Source organism: Rhodomicrobium udaipurense JA643, assembly GCF_000636015.1.
In the GTDB taxonomy this organism is placed as follows: domain Bacteria; phylum Pseudomonadota; class Alphaproteobacteria; order Rhizobiales; family Rhodomicrobiaceae; genus Rhodomicrobium; species Rhodomicrobium udaipurense.
Genome location: NZ_JFZJ01000010.1, coordinates 1 through 19,258, shown reverse-complemented (window position 1 = coordinate 19,258; position 19,258 = coordinate 1). Strand labels below are relative to the sequence as shown.

The 19,258-nt window shown below is 63.6% G+C and carries 18 protein-coding genes; 6 read left to right on the top strand and 12 right to left on the bottom strand.

Annotation, left to right across the window (positions count from 1 at the left end; translation table 11 throughout):
- Window positions 1–111 precede the first annotated feature (111 nt).
- The gene (locus tag T281_RS03025) at window positions 112–558 is read left to right on the top strand and encodes a host attachment protein (RefSeq protein ID WP_052036959.1); all 447 of its coding nucleotides are present in this window, start codon (window positions 112–114) and stop codon (window positions 556–558) included.
- A gap of 74 nt (window positions 559–632) precedes the next feature.
- Complete coding sequence (locus T281_RS17360; RefSeq protein ID WP_052036958.1) at window positions 633–1,469, top strand: universal stress protein; 837 nt, start codon at window positions 633–635, stop codon at window positions 1,467–1,469.
- 383 nt (window positions 1,470–1,852) lie between these two features.
- Here T281_RS17360 and T281_RS03015 read toward each other — a convergent pair whose 3' ends face one another.
- From T281_RS03015 to T281_RS19465, 10 genes are all read right to left on the bottom strand, one after another.
- A complete protein-coding gene (locus T281_RS03015; RefSeq protein WP_162173099.1) occupies window positions 1,853–3,061 on the bottom strand; it encodes a glycosyltransferase in 1,209 nt (402 codons plus the stop codon).
- Window positions 3,062–3,284: 223 nt separating this feature from the next.
- Complete coding sequence (locus tag T281_RS03010; RefSeq protein WP_037233959.1) at window positions 3,285–3,737, bottom strand: SufE family protein; 453 nt, start codon at window positions 3,735–3,737, stop codon at window positions 3,285–3,287.
- A gap of 94 nt (window positions 3,738–3,831) precedes the next feature.
- Window positions 3,832–6,396 carry a TIGR02302 family protein gene (locus tag T281_RS03005; protein ID WP_037233957.1) on the bottom strand — a complete coding sequence of 855 codons (2,565 nt, stop codon included), beginning with the start codon at window positions 6,394–6,396 and terminating at the stop codon, window positions 3,832–3,834.
- A 66-nt stretch (window positions 6,397–6,462) separates the two neighbouring features.
- Window positions 6,463–7,077 carry a recombination mediator RecR gene (recR, locus tag T281_RS03000; RefSeq protein WP_037233954.1) on the bottom strand — a complete coding sequence of 205 codons (615 nt, stop codon included), beginning with the start codon at window positions 7,075–7,077 and terminating at the stop codon, window positions 6,463–6,465.
- Between the two features lie 47 nt (window positions 7,078–7,124).
- Window positions 7,125–8,144 carry a peptidoglycan -binding protein gene (locus T281_RS02995; RefSeq protein ID WP_037233951.1) on the bottom strand — a complete coding sequence of 340 codons (1,020 nt, stop codon included), beginning with the start codon at window positions 8,142–8,144 and terminating at the stop codon, window positions 7,125–7,127.
- 16 nt (window positions 8,145–8,160) lie between these two features.
- Window positions 8,161–9,207, bottom strand: coding sequence for a hypothetical protein (locus tag T281_RS02990; protein WP_037233948.1), 1,047 nt, complete (start codon window positions 9,205–9,207; stop codon window positions 8,161–8,163).
- Between the two features lie 114 nt (window positions 9,208–9,321).
- The gene (locus T281_RS02985) at window positions 9,322–10,116 is read right to left on the bottom strand and encodes an inositol monophosphatase family protein (protein WP_037233945.1); all 795 of its coding nucleotides are present in this window, start codon (window positions 10,114–10,116) and stop codon (window positions 9,322–9,324) included.
- Between the two features lie 208 nt (window positions 10,117–10,324).
- Window positions 10,325–10,888 (bottom strand): elongation factor P, encoded by a 564-nt coding sequence (gene efp, locus T281_RS02980; protein WP_013420923.1) that lies wholly within the window; start codon window positions 10,886–10,888, stop codon window positions 10,325–10,327.
- Window positions 10,889–10,999: 111 nt separating this feature from the next.
- Complete coding sequence (zapE, locus tag T281_RS02975) at window positions 11,000–12,124, bottom strand: cell division protein ZapE (RefSeq protein WP_037233939.1); 1,125 nt, start codon at window positions 12,122–12,124, stop codon at window positions 11,000–11,002.
- Window positions 12,125–12,130: 6 nt separating this feature from the next.
- Complete coding sequence (locus T281_RS19465; protein ID WP_037233935.1) at window positions 12,131–14,035, bottom strand: zinc-ribbon domain-containing protein; 1,905 nt, start codon at window positions 14,033–14,035, stop codon at window positions 12,131–12,133.
- Window positions 14,036–14,153: 118 nt separating this feature from the next.
- On the opposite strand from T281_RS19465, the gene ftsE reads away from it, so the two are divergent.
- The 4 genes from ftsE to T281_RS02950 all read left to right on the top strand — a co-directional run bounded on the left by ftsE (window position 14,154) and on the right by T281_RS02950 (window position 17,408).
- A complete protein-coding gene (gene ftsE / locus T281_RS02965; RefSeq protein WP_037233931.1) occupies window positions 14,154–14,831 on the top strand; it encodes a cell division ATP-binding protein FtsE in 678 nt (225 codons plus the stop codon).
- 27 nt (window positions 14,832–14,858) lie between these two features.
- Entirely contained in the window at window positions 14,859–15,833 is a 975-nt protein-coding gene (locus T281_RS19040; RefSeq protein ID WP_052036957.1) for a cell division protein FtsX, read from the top strand.
- Between the two features lie 71 nt (window positions 15,834–15,904).
- Window positions 15,905–16,600, top strand: a complete 696-nt coding sequence (locus T281_RS19035) for a YdcF family protein (RefSeq protein WP_162173098.1) — start codon at window positions 15,905–15,907, stop codon at window positions 16,598–16,600.
- Window positions 16,584–17,408, top strand: coding sequence for a lysophospholipid acyltransferase family protein (locus tag T281_RS02950; protein ID WP_037233928.1), 825 nt, complete (start codon window positions 16,584–16,586; stop codon window positions 17,406–17,408). The genes T281_RS19035 and T281_RS02950 overlap by 17 nt, the downstream gene beginning before the upstream one ends.
- Before the next feature lie 35 nt (window positions 17,409–17,443).
- Here T281_RS02950 and T281_RS02945 read toward each other — a convergent pair whose 3' ends face one another.
- Both T281_RS02945 and T281_RS02940 read right to left on the bottom strand, forming a co-directional pair.
- Entirely contained in the window at window positions 17,444–18,250 is an 807-nt protein-coding gene (locus T281_RS02945) for an exodeoxyribonuclease III (protein ID WP_037233925.1), read from the bottom strand.
- Window positions 18,251–18,948: 698 nt separating this feature from the next.
- A partial coding sequence (locus T281_RS02940; protein ID WP_037233923.1) for a LolA family protein occupies window positions 18,949–19,258 on the bottom strand: 310 nt, incomplete at its 5' end.

Here is a 19,258-nt window from a genome sequence, read left to right as displayed (position 1 = left end):
GGATGCTACGCCCGCCTCAACACGGCGCGCGAGGCGTCCGGGGCACAGATGCGTCAAGGGATTGTTGAGACAGGCAGGAGACCATGTCTCCTTTGCCACGGAGTACCGCCGATGAAGCCCATTCGAACCTATATCCTGATCGCGGACGGCGCGCGGGCGCGCCTTCTCCTGTCCGAGGGGCGCACGAAAGCCCTCACCGAGGTGCCAAGCTCGGACGAGCGCCAGACACTGAAGCCCGATCACGAGCTTGAGAGAGACCGGCCGGGCCGCGTGCATGAGTCTGCGAATGTGTCGCGGCACGCTATCGAGCGTCCCGACCTGCATCAGGTCGAAAAAGGAAAGTTCGCGGTCGCGCTCGCGGCGAAACTCGACAAGCGGCTGGAGAACAACGAGTTCGACCGGCTTCTCGTGGTGGCCGCGCCGGAAACTCTGGGCGTGATCCGGACGGCGTTGAGCGAAAAACTGCGCGCTGTTGTCCTTGGCGAAGTGCCAAAAGATCTCACCAAGGTTCCAAATGGAAGCGTACGGGAGTATATTGGTGACGAGTTCCCGATCTGAAACGCGCGCAGTCGCGGCCGGGCAACCGGCCGACGCTGCGGAGTTTCCGGGAAGCGACAGGTTGGAGGCGCGCGATGCCGATTAAAACAATCCTGGTTTATCTGCCCAATGGCCGCACGGCCGCTGCCATTCTCGAACCCGTGGTCACGATCGCGGCTGCGCGGTCGGCCCATGTGATCGGCTTGCACCTCATCCCGCAGGTGCCCGAATATGGCGAGTTTCCGGCCGACATTTCCGAGGAGGTCATCTCCCGCATTCAAAAGGCGGGGCAAGATGCGGCGATGGAAACGAAACAGGCGTTTGAAGGCACGCTTCAGAATAGCGGTCTCACCTACGAATGGCGCTGCTTCAGCGCATCTTATGCCGCCGGTTCCGACGCAATCCTGCGGAACGCGCACGGAGCGGACCTCGTGGTTTGCGGGGCGCAATCCGAAGACCTGCCCGACGCGTGGAACGACTTCTCCGAAATCGCGCTGATGGGCGGCGGGCGTCCGGTGCTGATCCTGCCGACGCTGAAGCCGCAGAAGTCCGTTGCCCGGAACGTCATCATCGCGTGGAACGACACGCGCGAGGCGGCACGCGCGGTGTTCGACTCGCTCGACTTGATCAAGGATGCCGCCAGCGTTCGCGCCGTGACGGTGATCCAGCGCGAAAGCGAGCGCGCGGCGGCGGAAGCGCTCGGCGCAGACCTGATCGCGAACCTCACGCGGCACGGTATCACCGCCAGAAGCGAAGTCGCCTATGCGGGCGACAACGGCGCGGCGGACGCCATCGTGCGCCTGATGGGGCAGGACTGCGACCTGCTCGTCATGGGCGGCTACTCGAAATCGCGCTTCCGCGAGATGCTGTTCGGTGGCGTGAGCCGCGACGTGCTGCGTCAGGTGCCCGTCGCGACATTTGTCTCGCATTAGAGGCGTCGCTCCAAGCGGCCTAAAATCTTCCTCGACTTTTCAAGGGTAAGCTATCGGCAAATCGAAATAGTCACGCCGGAAAGCCCCCTCGAACAGTCAGGCGAGGCGCAGTGCCCGTGGGGCTTCGTCTGCGTCGCAAGTGAGCGACGAACCGGAGCTTTCGACCCGTGTACAGGAAAAAGGTATAGCATATCGGCTCGAAGACGGGCGAACGCTACTCTGCGGTGCGGGATTACCCTCAATCGCCCGTCCTGGAGGCTAACCGACCAGGCGCAAGCACTGAACGCCAAGTGACGCCGAGACGGCAAAAAGCGAGCGGGAAAACCCGGGCGCAGTTCGACCTTCGTTTGGCAGTTGCTCTTTCAAGTTTTCAGTCCGGAACCCTAAAGGCCCAGCGTTTCCAGCACGAGCGCGTTGACGGCGTTCATGTCATAGAAGCGGAGCGCGAGGCGGCGCGAGTCCTCCGCCATCAACGGCATGAGATCCGGCCTCTGCAAGATCTGGATCATCGCGCGGACGAGCGCCTCCGGGTCGCGGACGGGCACCTTGTAGCCGTTCAGCCCCAGCTGGACGAAGTCGCGGCAGCTTCTCGTGTCCGTGGTGATGACCGGCCGCCCGAGGGCCAGCGCCTGAAACAACGAACGCGGGGCGCCGTTGCCCCAAGAGGGCGCGACCAGCACATGACATTTCGAGATGAGCGAACCCGCGTCGTCGATCGGGCCGATATACTGCACGAACTCGCGATACTGCTTCAGGATGGCGGTGCCGACCGGCGCGATAGCCTCGCCCGGCGTGGACGCGAGGAAGAACCGCGCGCGGCGTGCCTTGAGGCGCATCGTTTTCGCCGCCTCGCAATATTCGAGAATGCCCTGAAGCTGGTCGAGCGGCGCGGCCATCAGGAACAGCATACCGCGATCGAGCGGCGGCAGAGACCGCTGGACGTGGCGGTGCAAATCCTCGCCCCAGCCGCCAACCGCGACCGCCGATTTCGACGGCGGTAGAAGCTTCGTGTCGTCCGCGAATTTCATGTCGTGTGCGCTGTGGAACACCACCGCGTCGCTCCAGGAGAAGACCGTGCGGAACACGGTCTTCATCGCCTGCCGGTGGCTCCACGCGGATGCACCCGCCGCGCCCTCCATGAAGGCCGGGCCAAAGCTCGGCACCACCGTCACGACGTGCGGGATTTTCGCGATCTTCGCCGCAGCGACAGTCACCATGCCGTTACGGGCGGACTCGACGAGAAGCACGTCCGGCGCGAGGTCGCCGAACAGATTCGAGAGTTCGCGCATGCGCCGGTACTTGTCCCAAAGCGCGAGCTGCGTCGGCAGGGAGTATGCCTCCGCGCCGATGTGCGAGAGAATGCGCAAGTCGCTGTTCGACAGTTCGGGCGCGAACGCGAAGACGCGGTGCCCGCGATTGACCATGTCGAGGATCAGGCCATGGCAGAAATTGATGAGCGCGCCAGCCGAGGACGCTGTCACCGCCACGCGCTTCCGATGCGAGGGCAGCGGCAGGTAGGGCTGCGATGGATAGGGCGCGTGTTCGATGGCGGAGAATTCGGTCGGAGGGATGTTTTCAGAAGCGAAACGCATCACGAGCAACGCACCGGGTCAAAAGGCCTGTGCCGCCGATAATGCGGCTGAAGCGTTGAATTTTAGTATGTTTGCGCCGTTGCGTCAAAGTCTCCGGCGCGCCGGGAGCGGGGCATCGCGGCGCGGGTAGAGCCGTTCATGGCCGCTGACGCACCGCACATTCGGGCGGTCGATAGTCCGCTCACGAACGCACGCCGCGCCCATGTAAGCGCGCCGCGTCGATCTAATGCACAGCCGCCGAGGTTTCCGCGCTCGACGCGGCGAGCGCATCGCGCTTGATGCGCTGCACCATCGACGCAAGCCCGTTCGAGCGTTGCGGCGTCAGATGATCGTTGAGCCCGAGCGTCATGAAAACGGCCTTCTCGTCCGTCGAGAGGATTTCGCGCGCGGTCCGGCCCGAGAACAGCGCCAGCACCACCGCGATCAGCCCCTTGACCAGATGCGCGTCGCTGTCGCCGCGCAGCTCGATCACCGTGTCGGGACCGGCGCCTGTCGCCTTGCTGACAACCCAGACCTGGCTCGCGCAGCCGCGCACCTTGGTGACTTCGTTGCGCTCGGCGTCATCAAGCGGGGCAAGCGCGCGGCCAAGCTCGATCAGATAGCGGTAACGGTCCTCCCAATCGTCGAGGAAACCGAAATTCTCGACGAGTTCGTCGATGTTTGCTGAGCCGGTCATAATGTTTCCTGTCCGGGCGCGTTCCGCCCAAATCCGTTTGTTCTCCCTAATGCAAATATCTTGCCGCCGGTGCGATTTCGCAAGGCGACGAGCCTCAATAGGGCTTGATCAGGCGTTCGAGGTAATCGAGTTCGAGCATGGGTCGCGTCGGCTCGCCGAGTCGCTTGCGAAGCTCGTCCATGATGGCGCGCGCGCGCTGACCGCTCGACTCGTCCGGAATTTTCACATCATCGCCGGCGTTGTCGAGCGGGCCGTTCTGCTTGCGCCCCAGCGGATCGCGGTTGGCCTGATTGCCGGTCCCCGACCCGCCGGCCGAGCGCATCATCTGCTCGGCGAGCGCGCGTGTGCCTTGCCTCAGGCTTTCGACCGCGCGCCCTTCCTCTTCCCCCGCGTCGCCAAGCTGCTTCTGACGCAGCGAGTCGACAGCGTCGCCCATCGCCTCATCCGCCTCGCGAAGCTTCTGCTGCACCGGGTCTTTCCCCTCGGCATTCATGCCGGAGAGAAGCTCCTGCAACTGTTTCTGCAAGTCTTCCTGACGCTGGTCGAGTTCGGCCGAGCTTTTCGGGCTGGCTTGTCCCTGCTTCTGGCCGCGCTGTCCCTGCCGGGGCTGAGCGCCCTTCTCGTCGTCGGCGTTCTCGTCTTGATTTTGCTGCTCGCGGAATGTGTCATCGAGAAGTTGTTGTTGCTTGCGCAGGAGATCGGTCATCTCGTCGAGCTTTTGAAGGCTCTCGGCGTCCTCTTCCTGGCTCTGGCCGCTGCCCTGCGCGGTTTGCAGCGATTCGAGGATGTCGCGGAGCTGGTTCAGCATTTGCGCAGCGGCATCGGCCGAGCCCGATTTCGCGAGGTTCTCGATCTTGTCGAGCATCTGCGCGAGATCTTGCGGCGAAATCGTCTTCGCGTTCGGCGAGGCGGCCGCGCGGTCGCTGTTCTTGTTCTGCTGCTGCCTGAGCGCCTGCAAATAGCTGTTCAGCGCCTGCCGAAGCTCGGCCATGAGCTTCTGGATTTCCTCACGCGGTGCGCCCCGTTCCAAGGCGTCCTTCAGACGCTCCTGCGCGGCGCGAAGCTCCCGCTCTGCCGCCGACAAATTGCCGTCCTCGATACGGATGGCGACATCCCAAAGCTGTTCGACCACATCCTCGATGTCGCCGATTTCCGGCTCGTTCTTGAGCCGCCAGAAAGCCGAGCGCAGCCCGAGATAAATAGGCGCGGCCGCTCCCTCGTCCTGCGCGGCGACGGCCAGCGCGTCGAGATTTTCAGCGACGCGCGCTGTGTCGGCAGGGTTCTGCACGAGCGAACGACGCTGGTCGATGGTGCCGCGCGCGAGCGTCTTCGTAAATTTCCGCTCGGGGAGGATCATGCCGCGTGGCGCGCTCAGCCCTTCATGTCCGGCCTCGTCCTTCGCCGCGAGCGATATCACAACGGGCAGGCCCGCCCAGGGATGCGATGTCAGATCCTTGTAGGTCTTCGCGTCGGCGGCCTTGACCGGCGCATGCGGAAGCGAGAGGGGGAACACGGGCGGCTTGCCGATCTGCGGAACGGCCGGCGGCGGGGGCGCTTCCACAGCCTCGCTGTCCCTCTCGCTTACGGACGGGATAATGACGCGCTCCACGCGCGCTTCCGCGCTCGCGACGCCATAATCGTCGTCCACCTTGTATTTGAGGAGCATCACCGCGCGCGGCGACACCTCAATGGGGCCGTGAAATGCGATCCTCGGCGCACCGTCCGGCACGACGCTCAAGCGCCAGGTCCGCTCCGAGCCGAGCGTCCAGCCGATGGAAAGCGTCACATCTTCGTCGATGGCGCTCGTGTATTCCGCATAGGTGTCGGTCGACTGCGCTGTCGGCGCAATCGGCTGCTTGCCGCCGGGCGACGCCAGCGCAACGCTGTAGCCCTTCGCGTCGGCTCCGTTGATCTTGACGGTGAGCGTAGAGCCCTGCGGCACGGGCACGGCCTCTGTGGCCGACGCGTTCGCCGAAAGCACGAAGGGTTCCTTGCGCGTGTAGGTGGGTGGGGAAACCCACGCGTCGATGCGCAGGCCGTTGCCGATGAGTGGAAGGTCGGGCACCGCGAAAGCGGCGCGGATCCGGTTCGGCAGGTCGGCTTGCGTCGATGCGAGCGCGGCGACGAGCAGGAGCACGAGAAGCGCGCGAAGTGCGAAAGGGTCGTAACGGTCGATACGCGGCCGCGCTTCGCCCGTCTTGAGCTTCGCGAGCGACCGGGCCGCGCGTGCCCGATGCGCCTCCCATAGCGCGCGCGTGGCGGGCGAAGCATCCTGCGAAAGCGTATCCTGAAAGGCGGTCAGCGGGCGATGATCGAGGGCAGAGGCGCGTTCGATCCGGTCAAGCGCATCCTGCCGCGACGGAGGTCGCCAGAACACGAGCGGCACCAGCGAGAAGACGAACCCCGCGCCGAACCCCCATAGCAGCCCGAAATGCGCGGCGGGCGGCAGCATCTGCCAAACTTCGAACGCCGAGAGCAGCACGAAAACGCCGACCACCGCGAGCGGCAGCCAGACGCGCGGCCACAGCTTCTCGAACAGCATCGCGCGGTTCGCGGCACGCACCTTCCGCCTCAGGAACCGTTCCTCGGGAGACGGCGATGCCTCGACGCCGTTCCTGGCCCCGGCCTCGTTTTCGGACTTGCTACTCTGCGTCGTCATTCCAACACGTTACCACAGGAAAGAGAGCGACCGTAAGGCGAGTGCTGCGCGCGCAGCGTGTGCGAATCAGATCGGCTGGCGAAGCTTGATCGCGGCAGCGAGCGTTCCTTCGTCAAGATAGTCCAGTTCGCCGCCGATGGGCACGCCGCGCGCAAGACGCGTCACCTTCAGCGGCAATCCTTCCAGCTCTGCCGCAATGTAATGCGCCGTCGATTGACCTTCCACCGTGGCGTTGAGCGCGAGGATGATTTCGTTAACGCCGGGCTGGCGCGCGCGCTCCATCAGCTTGACGAGGAAGAGGTCGTCCGGCCCGCGCCCGTCGAGCGGCGACAGCGTACCGCCGAGCACGTGATAGCGCGAGCGCACGATGGCCGCCCGCTCCAGCGCCCACAGGTCGCCCACCTCCTCAACCACGCAGATCGTGGAGGCGTCGCGGCCCGCATCCGCGCAAATCGCGCAGGGCTGCTGTGTGTCGATGTTGCCGCATTCCTTGCAGATCGCGATCTTGTCGGCGGCGACACCCAGCGCGCGGGCGAGCGGCAGGAGAAGCTGCTCGCGCTTCTTGATGAGGTGCAGCGCCGCGCGGCGCGCCGAGCGCGGCCCGAGCCCAGGCAGCTTCGCGAGCAGCGCGATCAGCTCTTCGATTTCGGCGCCGGAGGATTTCTTTTGCGGTGGCAGCATGGCGATTTACGTAACGAAGCGGCGCGCGATCCGCAACCGCGCCGCGCCTACTTCTCCGTGAGTTTCAGTTCGATCCGGCGGTTTCGGCGCAGGTCGGCGTCGGTATAGCCGCTCGTAAGCGGCTGATATTCGCCGAAGCCCGCCGCGACGAGCCGGTTCGGCGGCACGCCCTTCGACACGAGATATTTCACGACCGAGATCGCGCGCTGCGAGGAAAGCTCCCAGTTCGAGCGGAACGCCGCCGTCGCGATCGGGCGCACATCGGTGTGGCCGTCGATGCGAAGAACCCAGTTGATGTCGCGCGGGATCTTGTTTTCCAGGTCTCTCAGCGCCGTGCCGAGCTTGTCGAGTTCGGCGTAACCGAGCGGCGAGAGGTCCGCCGAGCCGCTATCGAAGAAGATTTCGGACTGGAACACGAAGCGGTCGCCGACGACCTGAATGTCGTCCCGGTCGCCGAGCGATTTCTTGAGTTCGCCGAAGAACGTCGAACGGTATTGCGACAGCTCCTGCACGCGCTTCGCGAGCGCCACATTCAGCCGCTGGCCGAGATCGGATATTTGCGCCTGAGCCTGCTTGTCGCGCTTGTCCGAGTCGCCGAGCGAATTTTCAAGCGCGGCGAGCTGCTTCCTCAGCGCGAGGATCTGCTGGTTCAGAAGCTCCACCTGCGCGAGCGCCTGCGCCGTTATGCTTTTCTGCTCATCGAGTTGCGTCGTGACCGCCGCGACGCGGGCATCGCCGCTTTTCGCCGAATCGACCGACAGGAGGCTTGTGAGCCGCTTGTTCTCGGCGCTGGTGGCGGCAAGCGTCTCGCGAAGCCCGCTCGATTCTTCCATCGCGGTTTTCTTCTGCGAGCGTTCGAGCGAAAGGAGGTCGGCCATTTGCGCGATCTGGCGCTGAAGCTTGGCGAGCGCCGTGTCCTTGCCGCTCGCGTCCTGCGCCGCGAAATATTGCGCGACCATGAACAGGACCATGAGAAACGTCACGACGAGGAGCAGCGTAGACAGCGCGTCGACAAAGCCCGGCCAGTAATCGACGGCGTGCGGGCGGCGGCGCTTCGAAAGGGCCATCGGTGATCCTCCGGGGCTACCGGTCCACGGGGTCGCGGCGGGCGCGCGCGGCGATCTCGCGAAGCGCACCGGCGAGGCGGTTTTGCTCTCTCAACACGGAGGCAAGCTCGCCCTGATTGTGCGACTGCTCATCCACCCACTCGCGCAAGACCTTTTGCTCCGCGCGCATCTGTTGCACGAGCTTGTCGATGCCCTCAGAAAGCCTGGCGAGGTGTTCGCTGTTCGCGCCGCCTCCGCGTATGAACCCGTGCTCGATCTTCTCGGCGAGGTCGGAGATGCTGCGCTGCATGTCGAGAAGCGCGAAGCGGAGTTGCGCCTGCGAGCCGGGCGCGTCGGCCGGGCCTTCGGAGCGAAGTTCGGTGATGGTCGAGAGCCACTCTTCGAGTTCGTTGTAGAAGCGAGCCTGCGCCTGTCCGGCCTGAAGGTCGAGGAAGCCGAGGATGAGCGAGCCCGCAAGGCCGAACAGCGAGGCCGAGAACGCGGTGCCCATGCCGCGCAACGGCGCTTCGAGGCCGGTCTTCAGCTCCTGAAAGACTTCCGCCGTTTCCTTGCCTTCGGTGTTCAGCGCGGAAATGGTCTGGCCGACCGATCCCGTCGTTTCGAGCAGGCCCCAGAATGTGCCGAGCAGGCCGAGGAAGATGAGCAGGCCGACGAGATAGCGCGTGGTTTCGCGGCTTTCGTCGAGCCGGGAGGCGATGGAATCGAGGATCGAGCGCATCGCGAAGGGCGAAATCGTGCCTTGGCCTTGCCGCCGCTGCAACAGCGTCGCCATCGGCGCGAGCATGGCAGGCGAGCGATCCGTCGCCACGGGATCGGAGAGGCGGAAATTGTTTACCCAGCGCACTTCGGGGAAGAGGCGGAACACCTGCTGGAAGGTGTAGAGGATGCCGAAAAGCAGCACGCCCACGATCAGCGTGTTCAACGGGCGGTTGTGGTCGAAATTCTCGATGATCGGTTTGTGAATGATGAACCCGACCAACCCGGCGAGGATCAGGAACAGGAGCATGCGGCCGACGAACCGTCCGGGGCCGGATAACGTCTTGTAGTAGGGCGATTTACTCATGATCAGCGTGTCCCGCGGTCGCGTCGATCGGTGCAAAACTCAAGCTTTGGGACGCCCTATACACCATTTGCGGAAAGCGCGGAATACAACTTCACCCTGAAAAACGCAATCTTGCTAAGCTTTAATGGCGATGCGTTTCAAAATCGCCGCATGAATCGACTCATTGCCACAGACAATGGTGCCGGACTTCAGCATGTTGGAGCGGCCTTCCGCATCCGACACGTAGCCGCCCGCCTCGCGAACGATGACGATGCCCGCAGCCATGTCCCACGACTGGATGTTGCGCTCCCAATAGCCATCGAAGCGCCCTTGCGCCACCCACGCCAGATCGACCGACGCCGCGCCCGTGCGGCGGATACCTGCCGCATCCACCATGACGTTGTAAATCTCGTGCAGGTTCTGCTCCTGCGCGGGCTTGCCGCGATGGGCGATGCCCGTGGCGATTACCGCCGCATCGAGGTTATCGCGCGCGGCCACCCGCAGGCGGCGCGAGTCGTTGAAAAACGCGCCCTTGCCCTTCTCTGCGGTGTAAAGATCGCCCGTCGCCGGATTGTAGATGAGGCCCGCCACGAGTTCGCCCTCGCGTTCGAGCGCGATGGAGATGGAGAACAGCGGGATGCCATGCAGGAAGTTCGTCGTGCCGTCGAGCGGATCGATGATCCAGACGTGCGACTTGTCCGGTCCTTCGACGAGGCCGCGCTCTTCCATCAGGAAGCAATAGCCGTGGCGCGCCTTCGACAGTTCCTCATAGAGTATCGTTTCGGCGCGGTGATCTGCGGCGGAGACGAAATTCGCCGGGCCTTTCACGCTGACCTGAAGGTGTTCGACCTCGCCGAAATCGCGCGCAAGGCTGCGTCCCGCTTTCCGGGCTGCGTTGATCATGATCGTCATCAGCGCTGATGCGGGCATGCGGGGCACTCCACGATGGCGGCGGCGGCTTGGGCCTGCCGAAAAAATCTGAAAACGACGCGTTCGCGGGAGCGTAACACTTCCGCGTTGCGTCTTCGCGACAATGCCGGACGCCAGCTCAAGCCGGTTCCGGCATGCGAAAACCGCACTCCGATTGCATCGCGTCGAAGAGTGCGATGCCCGAAAGGAAGCGCGTTATGAGGGTAGTCTACTCCGCGCGGCGGATATAGGCGATCTCGTTCGTGTCGACGACGATCTTCTCGCCCGAGGAGATGAAGGGCGGGACCATGACACGCACGCCGTTTTCGAGCAACGCGGGCTTGTAGGACGAGGCCGCCGTCTGGCCCTTCACGACCGGATCGGCTTCCACGATGGTCAGCGTCACCTGATCGGGCAGCTCGATGCCGATGGCGCGGCCCTCGTGCATCTCCACGATGACCTTCATGCCGTCCTGAAGGAAAGCCGAGCGTTCGCCGACGAAATCCTTCGCAAGCTCGATCTGCTCGTAGGATTCGGTGTCCATGAAAACCAGCATGTCTTCCTGATTATACAGGAACTGGAAGTCCTTCTGTTCGAGGCGAACCTTCTCCACCGTCTCGGACGAGCGGAAGCGCTCGTTAAGCTTCGAGCCGTTGATGAGGTTTTTCAACTCGACCTGATTGTAAGCCGGACCCTTGCCGGGCTTCACGGCCTGCGTCTTCACTGCAACCCAAAGGCTGTTGTTGTGCTCGATGACGTTGCCGGGACGGATTTCGTTGCCGTTGATTTTCATGGAAGCGCTCGCGCGTAAGAATTCATTGCGCAAGGTGTGGCGGATGCGCTGGGGTTGTGTCAAGGGCAAGCGGACGAAACACCGCAGCGAACCTCGCGGGTAGCCGCCGAGTTATTCGCTTTCCTCCGCCGTTTCCAGGTTCGCGGCCGCCTTCGTGAAATAGTCGGGCGAGCGCATCTCGATGAGCCGCGATGCCGTGCGCTCGAAAAGCTCCGAGCCGTCGCCCGCCTTGTAGAGATCGTCCGGCTGCGCATCGGCCGAGGCGACGAAGCCGGTCCGCGCATCGTAAAGCGTATCGATGAAGGTGATGAAGCGGCGCGCGGCGTTGCGGTCGGCGGGTGTCAGGACCGGAATGCCATCCACGAAAATCGTGTGGTAGTGCCGGACGAGCGCCAGATAATCGGAGGCGGCGGTCGGCTGCTCGAACAACTCCGCGAAGGTGAAGCGCGCTGCGCCGAGGCATGCGCGCGGAACGTGAAGCTCGCGGCCGAGCACCGGGATGGCTTCGGGCGCACAGGGCTCGCCGAACGTAAGCTTTTTCCAAAGCTCGTCCATGGCGGCTTTCGCGGCTGAGTCGGCGGGCGTGAAATACAGCGCGCCGTGGGTGAGGTGCTGAAGGCGGTAATCCTGCGCGGATTCCAGTTGCAGAACCTCCATCGTGTTCTCGATCAGATGGATGAAGGGCACGAACTGGTCGCGGTTGCGCCCGTTCTTGTAAAGCTGCATCGGGTGCGCGTTCGAGGTGAAGACGACGACCGTCCCCGCATCGAACAGCGTGGCGAACAGGCGGCTGACGATGGTGGCGTCGGCGATGTCGGTCACGAACAGCTCATCGAGGCACAGAAGCCGCGCCTCCGCCGCGATGGACTTCGCCACGGACACGATAGGATCGTCCTTCGCCGCGCGCCGCGCCACCGTCAGCGCGGCATGGACATCGGCCATGAACTCGTGGAAGTGCGCGCGGCGCTTCTTCTCCACCTGCGCTTCCTGATAGAAGAGGTCCATCAGCATCGTCTTGCCGCGCCCGACCGCGCCGTAGACGTAAAGCCCCTTCGGCACCTCGCCGCGCTTCCGCGTGAAGAAGGAGAAGAAGTCCGTCTTCGTCGGCGCGACATAGAGCGCGAGCCGGTTTGTGAGGATTTGCAGTTTCTCGACGGCGAGCGCCTGCGCGGGGTCAGGTGAGATCTTACCGTCAGCCAGAAGGCGGCGGTAGCGTTCCAGGAGACCGGCTGTCATTATGGCCTAGCGGACTTTCTTGAGCGCGAGTTCGATGGAAGACAATGTCGGACTTGGCGAGACCAGTTCAATATCGAAATCTTCGCGCTGCCTAGACCTTATCTTGGTTGTTCCACTGCGAAGCGCGGCGGAGTATTCGCGGTCGAGCGCGGGATCGCGATCCTTGATGGTGATCGTAAAGTCCGGCATTTTGACCTTGCGCTTGGACGTGTTGTAAATGGCTCCGCTGACGAGAAGCGTCGGTTTTCCGTCCGTAAGCGTCCATTTATATGTGACGGCATCGAACGAGAGCGGCTGAACCGTGACGGGCATTCCGAACGCGGTGTAGAGCGGCGCAAGACCCGGCGCTGAGTCGGCGACGATATCGCGAAAAGCGAAAAGGCCGACCACGAGCCCGGCGGCGACGGTCACGAAAAGCCCCCACGCCGCAGCGACCGCGAGGCTACCGAAGCCACGGCGCACAACGCCGGACGATTCCTGTGTTTCCTCGATTTCGCGCGCCAAGCGAGGATCGAAACTCGCTTCCTCCGCTTCCTCGGCCGCCGGATAAGCATCCTCGGCGGGTGCAATCGGCGCGCGCACCTGCGGGCGCTTCCAGATCGCCGCGAGATCGCCTTGAAGATCGTCTTCGGCCCGCGCTTCATCGCGTGGCCCCGCCGCGGCGCGGAGATGGCTTTCCAGCTCCTCGGCCAGTTCCTTGTCATCCGAGGCTTCGGAGAATTGCGACTGCATCGCTTTTCGCAGCGCGACCTCGGGATCGCTGGACACGACGGGGTGCTCTTGGGTCGGCGTCCAGCGAAGGGAAGCGGAATCGGACCTGCCGGCATCCGCCGTGCCTGCGCTTTCTTCCCTGCGCTCGTCTTCGGGAGCCCGCCAGGCGTTGCGATCATACTTGCCTTCGCGCCACTCACCTAAGCCTTGGGTCGCGGGCGCGCCTGTATCCTTACCGCTCGCGGACAAATCGCTGTCGCGCGCCGCCTCGCTGACTGGCGCGGTCATGGGCGAGGCGAAGGAATGGCCCGCAAGGGACGGTCGGCCGTCGCCTAGGCTCGAAAACACCCCGCGAACAGCCGCGCGCGCTTCTTCCAGCGTGCGAAGATCGGGTTCGGCAGGCCCAGCCACTTCGGCTTCCGCGACAGTCGGCTGGCGCGGAAAGGGGATCGTTTCGGCGACCTGGGGCGAAGCGGCCGTTTCCTTGGCAAAGGTGGAAGCTTCGGCGTCTTTCTGCTTGTGGCGACGGCGGAAGCTGCCAAACCAGCTCACCTTGCCGTCCTCAGGCGGAGCATCCTGCCCGCTTACATCCTCGGCATCTGGAGCCGGCGGCTCGGCAGAGGACACCGCCTCCTCGGCGGGCACATCCTCTGCGGGCTCTCGCGCCGCCTGCGGCCCATGCTGAGCGACCACCTGCGCGTCGCGCTCGTCGTTCAGCGAAGGCGCGACACCGGCGACCGGCTGCGCTTCGGCTTCCGCGCGAACATCGGGTTCGTCGGGTGAAGCGGCGGCGTCGCGGCGCCAACCTTCACCGAAAGAGGCGTAACGCGTTTCCGGCACGGGCTCTTCTTGCACGGGCTCGTCGGCGAGATGCTGCTGCACGGCTGCTGTGATATCCGCATCGGCATGAGCATCCGGCGCGGCATCCTCGCGCTCCGGCCGGGGAGCGGCTTCCGCGGCCCATTGCCGCCGCAGCTCCGCGGCCAGGTCGCGCTTCTGACGCTCCACCTCGGGAACGGACGGCTCTTCCTCGGCAACACGCTGCGTCACGGCGTCTTGAAACTCCTGCGGCTCCGCCACCGCATCAGGCAGCGCGCGCCAGACCGTGCCGCATTTGGCACAACGGACGGAGCGGCCTTCCGGCGGCAGCGTGGCCTTGATGTCATAGCGCGTCGTGCAGGCCGGGCATTCGATGATCATCGGATCAACTCTGTTCTTCGTTTTCCGCTACCGCCGTCTCGGCTTTGTCGAAATCAATTGCTAGATCGACCCGGGCTTATCATAAATCGGCTCGGGAGCGAACAGCAGGGTTGAGGTTGTGAATACCGGTCATGCTCTTATTCGATTCGAGAATGTCGGTCTCCGTTATGGGGCCGGCCAGGAAGTCCTGCGCGACGTAAATTTTCATCTGCATCCTGGCTCGTTTCACTTCCTGACCGGAGCGTCCGGCGCCGGGAAGACAACGCTTCTCCGCATGCTTTTCATGTCGCTCAGGCCAACGCGCGGCCTCGTCTATCTTTTCGGACGAAATATCGCCAAGAATACGACGAGTCAGCGCGCGGATCTCCGGCGACGCATCGGCATCGTCTTTCAGGATTTTCGCCTGCTCGACCATCTCACGACGTGGGAGAACGTGGCGCTTCCGCTCCGCGTGATGGGCCGCAAGCAGAGCGACTATCAGGACGATGTGACGGAACTTCTGCGCTGGGTGGGCCTCGGCGACCGCATGCACGCCTTCCCTGCGGTGCTATCGGGCGGTGAGAAGCAGCGCGCCGCCATCGCGCGGGCCGTGATCGCGAAGCCGGAACTGCTCCTCGCTGACGAACCGACCGGCAACGTCGACCCGCAGATGGCGCGCCGCCTTCTCCGCCTGTTCATCGAGTTGAACCGCCTCGGCACGTCGATCATCATCGCGACCCACGATTATCAGCTCATGTCGCAGTTCCCGGCAGCGCGCATGCAGCTTGAAAACGGCCGGCTGGAAATGCACGAGTAGCGATGTGGCCATGAGTACCGTCGAATCATGAGTACCGTTCAACCCGCGTCCTCGCTTCCCGTCCCCTACAAGACGCGCAAGCAGTCGCAGCCCAAATATGCACGGCCGAACGCTCCCATCGTGCCGCCGGGATCGGTCACGGGCCACTCGCTCGCGCTCGTGATCGCGATCATGGGCTTCCTCGCCTCGATCACGGCGTGCGGTGTGTATGTCGTCTTCAACGCCGCGAATGTGTGGACGAATCGCATCTCGGCCGAGATCACCATCCAGATCCAGCCGCACGCCGACTCTTCCAGCGACGACACCGCCGAGATCGTCCAGTTCCTGAAGGGCCAGAACGGCATCGCTCGCGTCACGCCATTTTCACAGGAACAGTCGCTGAAGCTGGTCGAACCGTGGATCGGCCGCTCCGAGGTGCTCAAGAGCTTCGCGATTCCAAAGCTCATCGCGGTGCAGATCGATATGTCGAGCCCGCCCGACATCGCCACGCTCAAGACGGTGCTCGAATCGAAGTTTCCGGGTGCGCTGCTCGACGACCATGGGCTATGGCGCAACGAAATCCGGCGCCTTACGCGGCTCCTCGAAATCGGCGGCATCGGTATGCTGTTCCTGATGGCGATGGCGACGGCGGCGGTGATCGTGGCCGCCGCGACGAGCGCTCTCGCCTCGAACCGCGAGATCGTGTCTGTGCTGAACCTTGTGGGCGCCGAGGAAAAATTTATCGCGCGCCAGTTCGAGACGCACTTCGTCAAGGTTGGTGTGAGGGCCGGGATTTTCGGCGCGGGGCTGGCTGGCCTTCTCTTCTTCTGCCTGCCCTACATCACCGAGGGCATCAGCACGTCCGCGACATCGGCGGCCGAGATTCGCCGCCTCGTCGGCGCGGGCACGCTCGACATAGGCGGATACGCCGTGCTTGTGGTGGTCGTGGTCGCGGTTGCTCTCATCTGCAAACTTACTTCGCGCTACGGTGTGCGGAGAATCCTCAACAACCAGAACATTTAAGGTTAATGATCGAGGCACGCGATCCAAAAAAAATAGGCAATTCCTCAGCCCGGCGCTATACTGCCGGAGCAATGAGCACCGACGGCGACAGGACTTGCCCGCGTAATCTGCTCTCTCCCAGAGCCATCTTCCGTCGCGCCGTGCGCATAACCGCACTTTTTTCTTTCGCCATCATGTGCGGCTTTTTCATCTTCGCGTATTCGGTCAGCATCATGCCGTCAGCGAGGCTGAGGGACGCCGACGCCATCGTCGCGCTTACTGGTGACGAGGAGCGCATCGCCGCCGCCGTGCGCCTTCTGTCGGAGGGCAAGGCGCGCCGACTGCTTATTTCGGGCGTGCACAAGACGACACGCGCGCCGCAGATCATGAGCCTCACCACATCCCGCGGGTCGCGAAGCTGGTCGCTGTTTTCCTGCTGCGTCGATCTCGACAACGCTCACAACACCGAAGCCAACGCGGCCGAGACCACGAACTGGGTGCGAAAACGCGGCTACCGGTCGATCATCGTCGTCACGTCCACCTATCATATGCCGCGCGCGCTGATCGAACTTCATCAGGCGATGCGGGACGTGGAGCTTGTTCCGTATCCGGTCAGGGCGCCGCGCCTCGACGAGCGCTGGTGGCGCGATTCGCGCACTGCGTGGGTTCTCTGGAAGGAGTATATGAAGTACATCACGGCGATGGCGCGTTACGGCGCGAACTCCATCTCCAACGCCTCCGCCAGAGTCGAACACGAGCCACAGTTGATCAATGCGCGCGCCAGCTAAAGCCCTCCTCTATTTCAGATCCGCGCTGTTCATTCCGATCCTCTACATTAGCTGGGCGATATTTCTGATCCTCGGAAGCTGGCTGCTTCTGCCGTTCGTGCCGCGCAGTTGGGCGATGGCGGCGCTGAAATTGCACGGCGACGTGTCGCAATGGCTGTTGCGCGTGATCTGCGGCACTAAAATGGAGGTTCGCGGGCGCGAGAAGCTTCTGCCGGGACCGTGCATCGTCGCCGCGAAACATCAGGCGACGTGGGACACCTTCGCGCCGCTCTCGCTCATGCGCGACCCGGCGCTTGTGATGAAAGCGGAACTGCTGTCGATCCCGCTCTATGGCCGGTTCTGCAAGAAATTCGAGCTCATCCCGATCCAGCGCGAGCTTGGCCCGGCTGCGCTGCGCCAGATGATGCGCGAGGCGCGCGGCCGCGTCGCGCAAGGCCGCGAGATCGTGATCTTTCCCGAGGGCACGCGAGCCGCGCCGGGCGCTGCTCCCAATTACAAGCCGGGCATCATTGTCCTCTATCAAGATCTCAAAGTGCCCGTGTGCCCGATGGCGCTCAACTCCGGCATGTTCTGGCGGCGCAATTCTTTCCTGCGCTATCCCGGCACTATCGTCGTGGAATTCCTCGACCCGATCCCGCCGGGGCTGCCGAAGCTGGAGTTCATGCAGCGGCTCGAAAGCGAGATCGAAACAGCATCGGAGCGCCTGCGCCTCGAAGCGCGCCGTGAGCTTGAGGCGCGGGGCCTCGCGCAGCCTGCGATTGCGCATCCGTCATTTGTCGACAAGGAAAGCCGCGCCGTGCGCGAGTGATCGCGGCGTGCTTGGCTGACGGGGGAGGTCGCGCTTTACCTCTCGAACTCAAGCGTGACCGGCACGTGGTCGGACGGTCCCGGCCAGCCACGCGCATCTTTCAGCACGCTGACGGCGCGCGTGCGCTCGGCCATTGCCGCGCTGCCCCAGATGTGGTCGAGCCGCCGCCCGCGATCCGACGCCGCCCAGTCCCGCGCGCGGTAACTCCACCAACTGTAGACCTTCTCTTCCGGCGGGATGACCTTGCGGACGAGATCGACCCAGCGGCCATCCTCGCGCACCTTCGTTAGCGCCTCCACCTCGACGGGCGTGTGGCTCACCACCTTCAAAAGCTGCTTGTGCGACCAGACATCGGTTTCGAGCGGCGCGACGTTGAAGTCGCCGACGAGCACGGCGTTCGCGTCGTCGGTCCAGCCGCGCTCCCACTTCGCCAACGCCGCGAGATAGGCGAGCTTCTGCTTGAATTTCGGGTTCAACTCCGGGTCGGGGATGTCGCCGCCCGCAGGCACGTAGATATTATGCACGGCGAGCGTGCCGCCGCTTGGCAGCGCGATCTTGGCGCCGAGATGGCGCGCTTCCTCCGTGCCGCAGAAGCTCTGACGCGGCAGCGGTTCAAGCGGTAGCTTGGACAGCGTCGCCACGCCGTGATAGCCCGCCTGCCCGCAGATCGCGATGTGCTCGAAGCCAAGCTCGCGGAAGCCTTCGAGCGGGAAAAACTCGTCGCGGCATTTGATTTCTTGCAGGCAGAGGATATCCGGCCGCGTCTCGCGCACAAAGCGGGCGACGAGCTCAAAGCGGAGCCTGACGGAATTGATGTTCCAGGTGGTGATGCGGAGTGTCATGCGCTCGATTCGCTTTTACGTGAGCCCGTCGCCACGGCGACCTCGGTGCCGAGGCCACGCGGGCTGCGGCTTAGGGCTCATCCCGAGGCAGGCAGGAAACGCCTCATTGCGGCGGATGGATGTCGAGAACTCGGGGGAGAGCGATCCGCGCCCCGCTCTGCCGCACAGCCGGGCGAATCGATCCCGCAAAGTCTGAAAGAAGCTACGACCATCGGCGTTTCCACGAGCTTCGTCTTTGCCGATGGCGCGTGCCGCATAGGCCGCCCGGTGAACAGCGGCTTCGCATTAATGACATCGCACGAACCACTCGACGGTAGCCCGTCAACGTCGGCGCGCAGGATTCCGTCATCGCGGAAAGTGGCACGTTTGGCCCAGCCGTGGATGCCGAAGCGTAAGCACTTACCGGCCACGCGTCACCCACTATCGAGAGCGTGACCGCTGCGCCTGCCGCTCGATCGCGCACAAAAAAAAGCGCCCAACTCCGGCGAAGGTTGGGCGCTTTTGCGTTTTCACGCATGCGTCGGGAGGGAAGCCGACGCTGAGAGATTAATGCCTTCGGCTAGACGGGGGGGCACTACCGATGGTGACTGGCATCAATCTCTCTATGCAAGGTAAGATAGCACGGCCCTCATCGATTGCAAATGAAAAATCGGCAATTCGCACCTTGACAGTGGCGAATCTGTCGCAGCTTGACCGCGTCAGTTCGGGGCCTTGAAACCGATCGTCTGCGAGAATTTGAAAACATCGGGCGCAGGTTCTTTGTTTTCCTCAAGATTCGCGACCTCGATCTTGGTGCTCAGGCCCTGCGCATCGGTGATGATCCATTCCTTCAGCACCATGTCCGGCTTCGAGAACATGAGGCGGATGCGCCCCGAGCCGTCGCCTTTCTTGTCCTCGACGGTGAGAACGACGGCGTCCGTCCCCTGCTCGACACCGAGAATGTTGGCGTCGTTGATGAGATCGACGTGCTCCGACAGCAAGAGGCGGAACGGCGTGACCTCCAGCGGG

What these genes read in the sequence shown, in the direction of transcription:
- T281_RS03025 (WP_052036959.1), top strand. Translation starts at nt 112, where the DNA reads ATGAAGCCCATTCGAACCTATATCCTGATCGCGGACGGCGCGCGGGCG.
- T281_RS17360 (WP_052036958.1), top strand. Translation starts at nt 633, where the DNA reads ATGCCGATTAAAACAATCCTGGTTTATCTGCCCAATGGCCGCACGGCC.
- T281_RS03015 (WP_162173099.1), bottom strand. Translation starts at nt 3,061, where the DNA reads ATGCGTTTCGCTTCTGAAAACATCCCTCCGACCGAATTCTCCGCCATC.
- T281_RS03010 (WP_037233959.1), bottom strand. Translation starts at nt 3,737, where the DNA reads ATGACCGGCTCAGCAAACATCGACGAACTCGTCGAGAATTTCGGTTTC.
- T281_RS03005 (WP_037233957.1), bottom strand. Translation starts at nt 6,396, where the DNA reads ATGACGACGCAGAGTAGCAAGTCCGAAAACGAGGCCGGGGCCAGGAAC.
- recR (WP_037233954.1), bottom strand. Translation starts at nt 7,077, where the DNA reads ATGCTGCCACCGCAAAAGAAATCCTCCGGCGCCGAAATCGAAGAGCTG.
- T281_RS02995 (WP_037233951.1), bottom strand. Translation starts at nt 8,144, where the DNA reads ATGGCCCTTTCGAAGCGCCGCCGCCCGCACGCCGTCGATTACTGGCCG.
- T281_RS02990 (WP_037233948.1), bottom strand. Translation starts at nt 9,207, where the DNA reads ATGAGTAAATCGCCCTACTACAAGACGTTATCCGGCCCCGGACGGTTC.
- T281_RS02985 (WP_037233945.1), bottom strand. Translation starts at nt 10,116, where the DNA reads ATGCCCGCATCAGCGCTGATGACGATCATGATCAACGCAGCCCGGAAA.
- efp (WP_013420923.1), bottom strand. Translation starts at nt 10,888, where the DNA reads ATGAAAATCAACGGCAACGAAATCCGTCCCGGCAACGTCATCGAGCAC.
- zapE (WP_037233939.1), bottom strand. Translation starts at nt 12,124, where the DNA reads ATGACAGCCGGTCTCCTGGAACGCTACCGCCGCCTTCTGGCTGACGGT.
- T281_RS19465 (WP_037233935.1), bottom strand. Translation starts at nt 14,035, where the DNA reads ATGATCATCGAATGCCCGGCCTGCACGACGCGCTATGACATCAAGGCC.
- T281_RS19040 (WP_052036957.1), top strand. Translation starts at nt 14,859, where the DNA reads ATGAGTACCGTTCAACCCGCGTCCTCGCTTCCCGTCCCCTACAAGACG.
- T281_RS19035 (WP_162173098.1), top strand. Translation starts at nt 15,905, where the DNA reads ATGAGCACCGACGGCGACAGGACTTGCCCGCGTAATCTGCTCTCTCCC.
- T281_RS02950 (WP_037233928.1), top strand. Translation starts at nt 16,584, where the DNA reads ATGCGCGCGCCAGCTAAAGCCCTCCTCTATTTCAGATCCGCGCTGTTC.
- T281_RS02945 (WP_037233925.1), bottom strand. Translation starts at nt 18,250, where the DNA reads ATGACACTCCGCATCACCACCTGGAACATCAATTCCGTCAGGCTCCGC.